The 12,032-nt window shown below is 65.0% G+C and carries 10 protein-coding genes; all 10 read left to right on the top strand.

Annotated elements, in window-relative coordinates:
- The 10 genes from nuoE to nuoN all read left to right on the top strand — a co-directional run bounded on the left by nuoE (position 1) and on the right by nuoN (position 11,982).
- Positions 1 to 498, top strand: coding sequence for an NADH-quinone oxidoreductase subunit NuoE (gene nuoE, locus KVG96_RS07460; RefSeq protein WP_085579799.1), 498 nt, complete (start codon positions 1 to 3; stop codon positions 496 to 498).
- Positions 495 to 1,850 (top strand): NADH-quinone oxidoreductase subunit NuoF, encoded by a 1,356-nt coding sequence (gene nuoF, locus KVG96_RS07455; protein WP_217891429.1) that lies wholly within the window; start codon positions 495 to 497, stop codon positions 1,848 to 1,850. The genes nuoE and nuoF overlap by 4 nt, the downstream gene beginning before the upstream one ends.
- Before the next feature lie 138 nt (positions 1,851 to 1,988).
- Entirely contained in the window at positions 1,989 to 4,703 is a 2,715-nt protein-coding gene (gene nuoG, locus KVG96_RS07450) for an NADH-quinone oxidoreductase subunit NuoG (RefSeq protein ID WP_217891428.1), read from the top strand.
- Complete coding sequence (gene nuoH, locus KVG96_RS07445) at positions 4,700 to 5,707, top strand: NADH-quinone oxidoreductase subunit NuoH (protein WP_085579793.1); 1,008 nt, start codon at positions 4,700 to 4,702, stop codon at positions 5,705 to 5,707. The genes nuoG and nuoH overlap by 4 nt, the downstream gene beginning before the upstream one ends.
- An 11-nt stretch (positions 5,708 to 5,718) precedes the next feature.
- Positions 5,719 to 6,267 carry an NADH-quinone oxidoreductase subunit NuoI gene (gene nuoI, locus KVG96_RS07440; protein WP_085579791.1) on the top strand — a complete coding sequence of 183 codons (549 nt, stop codon included), beginning with the start codon at positions 5,719 to 5,721 and terminating at the stop codon, positions 6,265 to 6,267.
- Between the two features lie 9 nt (positions 6,268 to 6,276).
- On the top strand, positions 6,277 to 6,777 hold the full coding sequence (gene nuoJ, locus KVG96_RS07435; RefSeq protein ID WP_217891427.1) for an NADH-quinone oxidoreductase subunit J: 501 nt from the start codon (positions 6,277 to 6,279) through the stop codon (positions 6,775 to 6,777).
- Between the two features lie 3 nt (positions 6,778 to 6,780).
- Positions 6,781 to 7,089, top strand: a complete 309-nt coding sequence (gene nuoK / locus KVG96_RS07430; protein ID WP_003180046.1) for an NADH-quinone oxidoreductase subunit NuoK — start codon at positions 6,781 to 6,783, stop codon at positions 7,087 to 7,089.
- Complete coding sequence (gene nuoL / locus KVG96_RS07425) at positions 7,086 to 8,939, top strand: NADH-quinone oxidoreductase subunit L (protein WP_085579787.1); 1,854 nt, start codon at positions 7,086 to 7,088, stop codon at positions 8,937 to 8,939. The genes nuoK and nuoL overlap by 4 nt, the downstream gene beginning before the upstream one ends.
- Before the next feature lie 39 nt (positions 8,940 to 8,978).
- Positions 8,979 to 10,511: an NADH-quinone oxidoreductase subunit M gene (nuoM, locus tag KVG96_RS07420; protein ID WP_217891426.1), complete on the top strand. Its 1,533-nt coding sequence runs from the start codon at positions 8,979 to 8,981 to the stop codon at positions 10,509 to 10,511.
- 7 nt (positions 10,512 to 10,518) lie between these two features.
- Complete coding sequence (nuoN, locus tag KVG96_RS07415) at positions 10,519 to 11,982, top strand: NADH-quinone oxidoreductase subunit NuoN (protein ID WP_085579783.1); 1,464 nt, start codon at positions 10,519 to 10,521, stop codon at positions 11,980 to 11,982.
- Positions 11,983 to 12,032: the final 50 nt, after the last annotated feature.

Below are 12,032 nucleotides of genomic sequence, written 5' to 3'. Positions count from 1 at the left end.
ATGAACAGCACGCTTATCCAGACAGACCGTTTCACCTTGAGTGAAGCCGAGCGCTCGGCCATCGAGCACGAGATGCACCACTACGAAGACCCGCGCGCGGCGTCGATCGAAGCCCTGAAGATCGTGCAGAAGGCACGCGGCTGGGTGCCGGACGGCGCCGTGTACGCCATCGGCGAAGTCCTCGGCATCCCCGCCAGCGACGTCGAAGGCGTGGCCACGTTCTACAGCCAGATCTTCCGCCAGCCGGTGGGCCGCCACATCATCCGCGTCTGCGACAGCATGGTCTGCTACATCGGCGGCCACGAGTCCGTCGTCAGCCAGATCCAGAGCGAACTGGGCATCGGCCTCGGCCAAACCACCGCCGACGGCCGCTTCACCCTGCTGCCGGTCTGCTGCCTGGGCAACTGCGACAAGGCACCGGCGCTGATGATCGACGACGACACCTTTGGCGACGTACAGCCTGCCGGCGTCGCCAAACTGCTCGAGGGCTACGTATGACCCTGACTTCTTTCGGTCCTGCCAACCGCATCCAGCGTTCGGCCGAGACCCACCCGCTGACCTGGCGCCTGCGCGACGACGGCGAGCCCGTCTGGCTCGACGAGTACCAGGCCAAGAACGGCTATGCCGCCGCCCGCAAGGCCTTCGCCGACATGAGCCAGGACGACATCGTCCAGACCGTGAAGGACTCGGGCCTCAAGGGCCGCGGCGGCGCAGGCTTCCCCACCGGCGTGAAGTGGGGCCTGATGCCGAAGGACGAATCCATCGACATCCGCTACCTGCTGTGCAACGCGGACGAAATGGAGCCCAACACCTGGAAGGACCGCATGCTGATGGAGCAACTGCCCCATCTGCTGATCGAAGGCATGCTCATCAGCGCCCGCGCGCTGAAGACCTACCGCGGCTATATCTTCCTGCGCGGCGAGTACACCACCGCCGCCAGGCACCTGAACCGTGCCGTGGAAGAAGCCAAGGCCGCCGGCCTGCTGGGCAAGAACATCCTGGGCAGCGGCTTCGATTTCGAGCTGTTCGTCCACACCGGCGCCGGGCGCTACATCTGCGGTGAAGAGACCGCGCTGATCAACTCCCTGGAAGGCCGCCGCGCCAACCCGCGCTCCAAGCCGCCCTTCCCTGCCGCCGTGGGCGTGTGGGGCAAGCCGACCTGCGTGAACAACGTCGAGACCCTGTGCAACGTGCCGGCGATCATCGCCGACGGCGTGGACTGGTACAAATCGTTGGCCCGCGACGGCAGCGAAGACATGGGCACCAAGCTCATGGGCTTCTCCGGCAAGGTCAAGAACCCGGGCCTGTGGGAACTGCCGTTCGGCGTGACCGCCCGCGAGCTGTTCGAGGACTACGCCGGCGGCATGCGCGACGGCTACAAGCTCAAGGCCTGGCAGCCGGGCGGCGCCGGCACCGGCTTCCTGCTGCCGGAGCACCTCGATGCGCAGATGTACGCCGGCGGCATCGCCAAGGTGGGCACCCGCATGGGCACCGGCCTGGCCATGGCGGTGGACGACAGCATCAACATGGTGTCCCTGCTGCGCAACATGGAGCAGTTCTTCGCCCGCGAGTCCTGCGGTTTCTGCACCCCTTGCCGCGACGGCCTGCCATGGAGCGTCAAGCTGCTGATGGCCCTCGAGAAGGGTCAGGGCCAGCCAGGCGACATCGAGACCCTGCTGGGTCTGGTGGGTTTCCTCGGCCCGGGCAAGACCTTCTGTGCTCACGCACCGGGTGCCGTGGAGCCGCTGGGCAGCGCGATCAAATATTTCCGCCCGGAGTTCGAGGCCGGCATCGCGCCTTCCAGCGCCGCCGTCCCGCCTATGGCGAAGCCGATCACCGTCGGCGCGTAAACGCTTAAAGAGAGGCGAAGGGTCCGTGCCCCTCGCCTTGCGTCCGATGACGCCTTTCGGGGCTGGTTGGATTCGGACGGACAACAAGATTCCATTAGCCACGCCCGCTGACACCGGGCCAACGAAGACCTTTGAACCATGGCCACTATCCACGTAGACGGCAAAGCGCTCGAAGTCGACGGGGCAGACAACCTGTTGCAGGCATGTCTGTCGCTGGGCCTCGACATCCCTTATTTCTGCTGGCACCCCGCGCTCGGTAGCGTCGGGGCCTGCCGCCAGTGCGCGGTCAAGCAGTACACCGACGAGAACGACACCCGCGGTCGCATCGTCATGTCCTGCATGACCCCTGCCACCGACAACACCTGGATCTCCATCGACGATGAAGAATCCAAGGCGTTCCGCGCCAGCGTCGTCGAATGGCTGATGACCAACCACCCGCACGACTGCCCCGTGTGCGAGGAAGGCGGTCACTGCCACCTGCAAGACATGACCGTGATGACCGGCCACAACGAGCGCCGTTATCGCTTCACCAAACGCACCCACCAGAACCAGCACCTGGGCCCGTTCATCTCCCACGAGATGAACCGCTGCATCGCCTGCTACCGCTGCGTGCGCTTCTACAAGGACTACGCCGGCGGCACTGACCTTGGCGTATACGGCGCCCACGACAACGTGTACTTCGGCCGCGTCGAAGACGGCACCCTGGAAAGCGAGTTCTCCGGCAACCTCACCGAGGTCTGCCCGACCGGCGTGTTCACCGACAAGACCCACTCCGAGCGCTACAACCGCAAATGGGACATGCAGTTCGCCCCGAGCATCTGCCATGGCTGCTCCAGCGGTTGCAACATCTCCCCGGGCGAGCGCTACGGCGAACTGCGTCGCATCGAGAACCGCTACAACGGTTCGGTGAACCAGTACTTCCTGTGCGACCGCGGCCGTTTCGGCTACGGCTACGTCAACCGCACCGACCGCCCGCGCCAGCCGCTGCTGGCCGATGGCACCAAACTCAGCCTGGACGACGCGCTGGACAAGGCCGCCGACCTGCTGCGCGGCCGCAACATCGTCGGCATCGGCTCGCCGCGCGCCAGCCTGGAAAGCAACTACGCGCTGCGTGAGCTGGTCGGCGCCGAGCACTTCTACAGCGGCATCGAAGCCTGCGAACTGGAGCGCATCCGCCTGGTCCTGCAAGTGCTCAAGGACAGCCCGCTGCCGGTTCCGACGATGCGCGACATCGAAGACCACGACGCCGTGTTCGTCCTCGGCGAAGACCTGACCCAGACCGCCGCCCGCATGGCCCTGGCCCTGCGCCAGTCGGTCAAGGGCAAGGCCGAAGACATGGCCGAAGCCATGCGCGTCCAGCCGTGGCTCGACGCAGCGGTGAAGAACATCGGCCAGCACGAACTGAACCCGCTGTTCATCGCCAGCCTGGCCGAGACCAAGCTCGATGACGTCGCCGAAGAGTGCGTGCACGCCGCGCCCGACGACCTGGCCCGCATCGGCTTCGCCGTCGCCCACGCCCTGGACGCCAGCGCCCCGGCCGTCGAAGGCCTGGACGCAGAAGCGCTGCAACTGGCCAAGCGCATCGCCGACGCCCTGCTCGCCGCCAAGCGTCCGCTGATCATCGCCGGCACCTCGCTGGGCTCCAAGGCCCTGATCGAAGCAGCCGCGAACATCGCCAAGGCCCTGAAGCTGCGTGACAAGAACGGCTCCATCAGCCTGGTCGTGCCTGAGGCCAACAGCCTCGGCCTGGCCATGCTCGGCGGCGAATCGGTCGATGCCGCGCTGCAAGCCGTGATCGACGGCCGCGCCGACGCCATCGTCGTGCTGGAAAACGACCTGTACACCCGCACCGCCCAGGCCAAGGTCGATGCCGCGCTGAACGCCGCGAAAGTGGTGATCGTCGCCGACCACCAGAAGACCGCCACCAGCGACCGCGCCCACCTGGTGCTGCCGGCGGCGAGCTTCGCCGAAGGCGACGGCACCCTGGTCAGCCAGGAAGGCCGCGCCCAGCGTTTCTTCCAGGTCTTCGACCCGCAATACATGGATGCCAACATCCTGGTGCACGAAGGCTGGCGCTGGCTGCACGCCCTGCGCGCCACCCTGCTGAACCAGTCGATCGACTGGACCCAGCTCGACCAGGTCACCGCCGCCGTTGCCTCCAGCACCGCGCAACTGGCCGGCATCGTCGACGCCGCGCCGTCCGCCGCGTTCCGCATCAAGGGCCTGAAGCTGGCCCGTGAGCCGCTGCGCTACTCCGGCCGCACCGCGATGCGCGCCAACATCAGCGTTCACGAACCGCGCACCCCGCAAGACAAGGACACCGCGTTCGCCTTCTCCATGGAAGGCTACTCGGGCTCCGCCGAACCGCGCTCGCAAGTGCCGTTCGCCTGGTCGCCGGGCTGGAACTCGCCGCAGGCCTGGAACAAGTTCCAGGACGAAGTCGGCGGCCATCTGCGCGCCGGCGATCCGGGCACCCGCCTGATCGTAAGCACCGGCGATGCGCTGAGCTGGTTCGCCAGCGTTCCGCGCGCGTTCAACCCGGCCCAGGGCACCTGGCAAGCCGTGCCGTTCCATCACCTGTTCGGCAGCGAAGAGAACTCTTCCAAGGCCGCCCCGGTGCAGGAGCGCATTCCGGCCGCCTACGTCGCGCTGGCCAAGTCCGAAGCCGACCGCCTGGGCGTCAACGACGGCGCGATGCTGAGCCTGAACGTCGCCGGCGTCAGCCTGCGCCTGCCGCTGCGCATCAATGAAGAGCTGGGCGCAGGCCTGGTGGCGCTGCCTGCGGGCATCGCCGGCATTCCTCCGGCATTCGCCGGCGTTTCCGTCGACGGTCTGCAGGAGGCAGCGCAATGACCTGGTTCACCCCTGAAGTGATCGATGTGATCCTGACGGTCATCAAAGCGGTCGTCGTCCTGCTGGCCGTGGTGGTCTGCGGGGCGCTGCTCAGCTTCGTCGAGCGTCGCCTGCTGGGCTGGTGGCAGGACCGTTACGGTCCGAACCGCGTCGGCCCGTTCGGCATGTTCCAGATCGCCGCCGATATGCTGAAGATGTTCTTCAAGGAAGACTGGACGCCGCCGTTCGCCGACAAGGTGATCTTCACCCTGGCGCCGGTGGTGGCCATGAGCGCCCTGCTGATCGCCTTCGCGATCATCCCGATCACCCCGACCTGGGGCGTGGCGGACCTGAACATCGGCCTGCTGTTCTTCTTCGCCATGGCCGGTCTGTCGGTGTACGCGGTGCTGTTCGCCGGCTGGTCGAGCAACAACAAGTTCGCCCTCCTGGGCAGCTTGCGCGCCTCGGCCCAGACCGTGTCCTACGAAGTGTTCATGGGCCTGGCCCTGATGGGCATCGTGGTGCAGGTCGGCTCGTTCAACATGCGCGACATCGTCGAGTACCAGGCGCAGAACCTGTGGTTCATCATTCCGCAGTTCTTCGGCTTCTGCACCTTCTTCATCGCTGGCGTGGCCGTGACTCACCGTCACCCGTTCGACCAGCCGGAAGCGGAACAGGAACTGGCCGACGGCTACCACATCGAATACGCCGGCATGAAATGGGGCATGTTCTTCGTCGGTGAGTACATCGGCATCATCCTGATCTCGGCGCTGCTGGTCACGCTGTTCTTCGGCGGCTGGCACGGCCCGTTCGGCATCCTGCCGCAACTGTCCTTCGTCTGGTTCGCACTCAAGACCGCGTTCTTCATCATGCTGTTCATTCTGCTGCGCGCCTCGATCCCGCGCCCGCGCTATGACCAGGTGATGGACTTCAGCTGGAAATTCTGCCTGCCACTGACCCTGATCAATTTGCTGGTGACCGCTGCAATCGTGTTGTGGAACACGCCTGCAGTCGCGGTTCAGTGAGGACTTGACCCATGTTCAAATATATTGGCGACATCATTAAGGGTACCGGTACCCAGTTGCGCAGCCTGGTCATGATCTTCGGTCATGGCTTCCGCAAGCGCGACACCCTGCAATACCCGGAAGAGCCGGTCTACCTGCCGCCGCGCTACCGTGGCCGCATCGTGCTGACCCGCGACCCCGACGGCCAGGAGCGCTGCGTGGCGTGCAACCTGTGCGCCGTGGCCTGCCCGGTCGGTTGCATCTCGCTGCAGAAAGCCGAAACGGAAGACGGTCGCTGGTACCCGGACTTCTTCCGCATCAACTTCTCGCGCTGCATCTTCTGCGGCCTCTGCGAGGAAGCCTGCCCGACCACCGCGATCCAGCTGACCCCGGATTTCGAGATGGCCGAGTTCAAACGTCAGGACCTGGTGTACGAGAAAGAAGACCTTCTGATCTCCGGCCCCGGCAAAAACCCTGATTACAACTTCTATCGTGTTGCAGGTATGGCCGTTGCGGGCAAGCCGAAAGGCGCCGCACAGAACGAAGCCGAGCCGATCAACGTGAAGAGCTTGCTGCCTTAAGGAAGAACGATGGAATTCGCTTTCTATTTCGCATCGGGTATCGCGGTTGTCTCCACGCTTCGCGTGGTCACCAACACCAACCCTGTGCACGCCCTGCTCTACCTGATCATTTCGCTGATCGCCGTGGCCATGACGTTCTTCGCCCTCGGCGCGCCGTTCGCCGGCGTGCTGGAAGTGATCGCCTACGCCGGCGCCATCATGGTGCTGTTCGTGTTCGTGGTGATGATGCTGAACCTGGGCCCGGCCTCGGTTCAGCAGGAACGTGCCTGGCTGCGGCCCGGCATCTGGGCGGGGCCGGTGATCCTCGCCGCGCTGCTGCTGGCCGAACTGCTGTATGTCCTGTTCGCTCACCAGAGCGGCCAGGCCATCGGCCAAACCACCGTGGACGCGAAAGCCGTGGGCGTCAGCCTGTTCGGCCCGTACCTGCTGGTGGTCGAACTCGCCTCGATGCTGCTGCTCGCCGCAGCCGTCACGGCGTTCCACGTGGGCCGCAACGAGGCGAAGGAGTAACGTATGCCTGCTATCCCTCTCGAACACGGTCTGGCGGTCGCCGGCATCCTGTTCTGCCTCGGCCTCGTCGGCCTGATGGTCCGCCGCAACATTCTGTTCGTATTGATGAGCCTGGAAGTGATGATGAACGCCTCTGCCCTGGCGTTCATCGTGGCGGGCGCCCGTTGGGCGCAGCCGGATGGACAGATCATGTTCATCCTGGTGATCAGCCTTGCCGCCGCCGAGGCCAGCATCGGCCTGGCGATCCTGCTGCAGCTGTATCGCCGCTTCCACACGCTCGATATCGACGCTGCCAGTGAGATGCGCGGATGAACCTACTCTTTCTGACTTTCGTATTTCCCCTGATCGGGTTCCTGCTGCTGTCGTTCTCCCGCGGGCGCCTTTCGGAAAACCTGTCGGCGCTGATCGGCGTCGGCTCCATCGGCCTGTCCGCCATCGTCGCGGCCTACGTGATCTGGCAGTTCAACGTCGCACCGCCGGAAGGCGGCGTGTACACCCAGGTGCTGTGGCGCTGGATGTCGGTGGAAAGCTTCCAGCCGAACTTCACCCTGTACCTGGACGGCCTGTCCGTGACCATGCTGGGCGTGGTGGTCGGCGTGGGTTTCCTGATCCACCTGTTCGCCTCCTGGTACATGCGCGGTGAAGCGGGCTACTCGCGCTTCTTCTCCTACACCAACCTGTTCATCGCCAGCATGCTGTTCCTGGTGCTGGGCGACAACCTGCTGTTCATCTACTTCGGTTGGGAAGGCGTGGGCCTGTGCTCGTACCTGTTGATCGGTTTCTACTACAGCAACCGCAACAACGGCAACGCAGCCCTGAAAGCGTTCATCGTCACCCGCATCGGCGACGTGTTCATGGCCATCGGCCTGTTCATCCTGTTCCAGCAGTTGGGCACGCTGAACGTCCAGGAACTGCTGGTGAAGGCGCCTGAGCACTTCAAGGCCGGCGACTTCTGGATCGTCCTGGCGACCCTGATGCTGCTGGGCGGCGCGGTCGGCAAATCGGCCCAGCTGCCGCTGCAGACCTGGCTCGCGGACGCGATGGCCGGCCCGACCCCGGTCTCGGCACTGATCCACGCTGCAACGATGGTTACTGCGGGTGTCTACCTGATCGCCCGTACCCACGGCCTGTTCGCCCTGGCGCCGGACATCCTGCACCTGGTCGGCATCGTCGGCGGCGTGACCCTGGTTCTGGCCGGTTTCGCGGCCCTGGTGCAGACCGACATCAAGCGCATCCTCGCCTACTCGACCATGAGCCAGATCGGCTACATGTTCCTGGCCCTGGGCGTGGGCGCGTGGGAAGGCGCGATCTTCCACCTGATGACCCACGCGTTCTTCAAGGCCCTGCTGTTCCTCGCCTCCGGTGCGGTGATCGTCGCCTGCCACCACGAGCAGAACATCTTCAAGATGGGCGGCCTGTGGAAGAAACTGCCGCTGGCCTACGCCAGCTTCATCGTCGGCGGCGCGGCCCTGGCCGCCCTGCCGCTGGTGACCGCAGGCTTCTACTCCAAGGACGAGATCCTCTGGGAAGCGTTCGCCAGCGGCCACGAAGGCCTGCTGTACGCCGGCCTGGTCGGTGCGTTCATGACCTCGCTGTACACCTTCCGCCTGATCTTCATCGCGTTCCACGGTGAAGCCAAGACCGAAGCCCACGCCGGCCACGGCATCTCCCACTGGCTGCCGCTGTCGGTGCTGATCGTGCTGTCGACCTTCGTCGGCGCCATGATCGTTCCACCGCTGCACGGTGTGCTGCCTGAGAGCGTCGGCCACGCCGGCGGCGAAGCCAAGCACAGCCTGGAAATCGCTTCGGGCGCCATCGCCCTGGCCGGTATCCTGCTGGCGGCCCTGCTGTTCCTGGGCAAGCGCCGCTTCGTGACCGCCGTCGCCAACAGCGGCATCGGCCGTCTGCTGTCGGCCTGGTGGTTTGCCGCCTGGGGCTTCGACTGGATCTACGACAAACTGTTCGTCAAGCCGTACCTTGCGATCAGCCATGCACTGCGCAAAGACCCGCTCGACCAGACCATCGGTCTGATCCCGCGCATGGCCAAGGGCGGCCACACCGCCCTGAGCCGTACCGAGACCGGTCAACTGCGTTGGTACGCCGCCTCGATGGCAGCCGGTGCCGTGTTGGTCATCGGTGCTGTCGTGCTGGTAGCGGTCTGATATGAACCTTGCGAATTTGCGAAAGGAAACGAGCCCGTCATGATTCTGCCTTGGCTAATCCTGATCCCCTTCATCGGCGGCCTGCTGTGCTGGCTGGGTGAGCGCTTCGGCGCCACCCTCCCCCGCTGGATTGCGCTGATCACCATGTCCCTGCTGCTCGCCCTCGGCCTCTGGCTGTGGGCCCACGGCGACTATTCGTTTGCACCCAAACCCGGTGCCGACCCAACCTGGGCGCTTGAGTTCAAGCATGTCTGGATCCAGCGCTTCGGCATCAACGTGCACCTGGCCCTCGACGGCCTGTCGCTGCTGATGATCCTGCTGACCGGCCTGCTGGGCGTCCTCTCGGTGCTCTGCTCGTGGAAAGAGATCCAGCGTCACGTCGGTTTCTTCCACCTGAACCTGATGTGGATCCTGGGCGGTGTCGTCGGCGTGTTCCTGGCCCTCGACCTGTTCATGTTCTTCTTCTTCTGGGAAATGATGCTGGTGCCGATGTACTTCCTCATCGCGCTCTGGGGTCACAGCTCCTCGGACGGCAAGAAGACCCGGATCTACGCCGCGACCAAGTTCTTCATCTTCACTCAGGCTTCCGGCCTGATCATGCTGGTGGCGATCCTCGGTCTGGTGCTGGTGAACTACAACAGCACCGGCGTGATCAGCTTCAACTACGCTGACCTGCTGAAAACCAAGATGTCGGCCACCACCGAGTACGTGCTGATGCTGGGCTTCTTCATCGCCTTCGCGGTGAAGCTGCCGGTCGTGCCGTTCCACTCCTGGCTGCCTGACGCCCACGCCCAGGCGCCGACCGCCGGTTCCGTCGACCTCGCCGGTATCCTGCTGAAGACCGCTGCCTACGGCCTGCTGCGCTTCGCCCTGCCGCTGTTCCCGAACGCCTCGGCCGAGTTCGCGCCGATCGCCATGACCCTCGGTCTGATCGGGATCTTCTACGGTGCGTTCCTGGCGTTCGCGCAAACCGACATCAAGCGTCTGATCGCCTTCTCGTCCGTTTCCCACATGGGCTTCGTCCTGATCGGCATCTACTCCGGCAGCCAACTGGCCCTGCAGGGCGCCGTGATCCAGATGCTGGCCCACGGCCTGTCGGCGGCGGCGCTGTTTATCCTCAGCGGTCAGCTGTACGAGCGCCTGCACACCCGTGACATGCGCGAGATGGGCGGCCTGTGGTCGCGCATCGCGTACCTGCCGGCGATCAGCCTGTTCTTCGCAGCGGCCTCCCTGGGCCTGCCGGGCACCGGCAACTTCGTCGGCGAGTTCCTGATCCTGATCGGCACCTTCGCCAGCGCACCTTGGATCACCGCGATCGCCACCTCCGGCCTGGTGTTCGGTTCGGTCTACTCGCTGATCATGATCCACCGCGCCTACTTCGGCCCGTCCAAGTCGGACTCGATCCTGCACGGCATGGACGGTCGCGAACTGATCATGGTGCTGGGCCTTGCGGTGCTGCTGATCTACCTCGGCGTGTACCCGCAGCCGTTCCTCGACACCTCTGCCGCCACCATGCATGGCGTGCAGCAGTGGCTCGGCACCGCCTTCACTCAACTCGCTTCGGCCCGGTAAGAGCGCTATGGAATTCACGATCCAACACTTTATTGCGCTAGCGCCACTGTTGATCACCAGCCTCACCATCATCGTGGTGATGCTGGCCATCGCCTGGCGCCGCAACCACTCGCAGACCTTCCTGATTTCGGTGGCGGGCCTGAACCTGGCGTTGCTGTCGATCCTGCCGGCACTCAAAGTCGCGCCCCTGGCCGTGACCCCGCTGCTGCAGATCGACACGTTCGCCTGCCTGTACATGGCGCTGATCCTGGTCGCCACCCTCGCCTGCGTCACCCTCGCCCACGCCTACCTGGGCGACGGCGGTTCGGGTTACCCGGGCAACCGTGAAGAACTGTACCTGCTGATCCTGATGGCCGCCGCCGGCGGTCTGGTCCTGGTCAGCGCACAGCACCTGGCCGGCCTGTTCATCGGCCTGGAACTGCTGTCGGTGCCGGTTTACGGTCTGGTGGCCTACGCCTTCTTCAACAAGCGCTCGCTGGAAGCCGGCATCAAGTACATGGTGCTGTCGGCGGCCGGTTCCGCGTTCCTGCTGTTCGGCATGGCCTTGCTCTACGCCGACGCCGGCTCCCTGAGCTTCAACGGCATCGGCCAGGCGCTGGCCGCCACCGGCCTGCCGAGCTCGATGGCCCAGTTGGGCCTGGGCATGATGCTGATCGGCCTGGCGTTCAAGCTGTCGCTGGTGCCGTTCCACCTGTGGACCCCGGACGTGTACGAAGGTGCTCCGGCGCCGGTGGCCGCGTTCCTGGCCACCGCGTCGAAAGTGGCCGTGTTCGCCGTGATGGTGCGCCTGTTCCAGATCTCCCCTGCCGCCAGCAGCGGCGTGCTGAGCAACGTGCTGACCGTCATCGCCATCGCCTCGATCCTGTTCGGCAACCTGCTGGCCCTGACCCAGAGCAACCTCAAGCGTCTGCTCGGCTACTCGTCCATCGCGCACTTCGGCTACCTGCTGATCGCGCTGGTGGCGAGCAAGGGCCTGGCGGTGGAAGCCATCGGCGTGTACCTGGTCACCTACGTGATCACCAGCCTCGGCGCGTTCGGCGTGATCACCCTGATGTCCTCGCCGTACAACGGCCGTGACGCCGACGCCCTGTACGAGTACCGCGGCCTGTTCTGGCGCCGTCCGTACCTGACCGCCGTGCTGACCGTGATGATGCTGTCCCTGGCCGGCATCCCGCTGACCGCCGGCTTCATCGGCAAGTTCTACATCATCGCCACCGGTGTCGAGTCGCACCAATGGTGGCTGGTCGGCTCGCTGGTGCTGGGCAGTGCCATCGGCGTGTTCTACTACCTGCGCGTGATGGTCACCCTGTACCTGATCGAACCGAACCTGCGCCGTCACGACGCCCAGCTGCACTGGGAACAGAAGGCAGGCGGCGTGATGCTGCTGGCCATCGCCGTCCTGGCGTTCTTCCTCGGCCTGTACCCTCAGCCGCTGCTGAACCTGGTTCAGCAATCGGGTCTGGCGGGCTGATCGCCCGGCGACCTTCGGCGGTAAACAAAAACGGCACCTTCGGGTGCCGT

The sequence above is a fragment of the Pseudomonas ekonensis genome (genome assembly GCF_019145435.1).
GTDB classification, from domain to species: Bacteria; Pseudomonadota; Gammaproteobacteria; order Pseudomonadales; family Pseudomonadaceae; genus Aquipseudomonas; species Aquipseudomonas ekonensis.
The sequence above is the reverse complement of the archived record's forward strand: the minus strand, read 5'-3'. Positions and strand labels throughout refer to the sequence as shown.

Excerpts from the sequence above, each read along its gene's own strand:
- nuoH (WP_085579793.1), top strand. The coding sequence starts at position 4,700 with ATGACCTGGTTCACCCCTGAAGTGATCGATGTGATCCTGACGGTCATC.
- nuoJ (WP_217891427.1), top strand. The coding sequence starts at position 6,277 with ATGGAATTCGCTTTCTATTTCGCATCGGGTATCGCGGTTGTCTCCACG.
- nuoM (WP_217891426.1), top strand. The coding sequence starts at position 8,979 with ATGATTCTGCCTTGGCTAATCCTGATCCCCTTCATCGGCGGCCTGCTG.
- nuoK (WP_003180046.1), top strand. The coding sequence starts at position 6,781 with ATGCCTGCTATCCCTCTCGAACACGGTCTGGCGGTCGCCGGCATCCTG.
- nuoE (WP_085579799.1), top strand. The coding sequence starts at position 1 with ATGAACAGCACGCTTATCCAGACAGACCGTTTCACCTTGAGTGAAGCC.
- nuoF (WP_217891429.1), top strand. The coding sequence starts at position 495 with ATGACCCTGACTTCTTTCGGTCCTGCCAACCGCATCCAGCGTTCGGCC.
- nuoN (WP_085579783.1), top strand. The coding sequence starts at position 10,519 with ATGGAATTCACGATCCAACACTTTATTGCGCTAGCGCCACTGTTGATC.
- nuoI (WP_085579791.1), top strand. The coding sequence starts at position 5,719 with ATGTTCAAATATATTGGCGACATCATTAAGGGTACCGGTACCCAGTTG.
- nuoG (WP_217891428.1), top strand. The coding sequence starts at position 1,989 with ATGGCCACTATCCACGTAGACGGCAAAGCGCTCGAAGTCGACGGGGCA.
- nuoL (WP_085579787.1), top strand. The coding sequence starts at position 7,086 with ATGAACCTACTCTTTCTGACTTTCGTATTTCCCCTGATCGGGTTCCTG.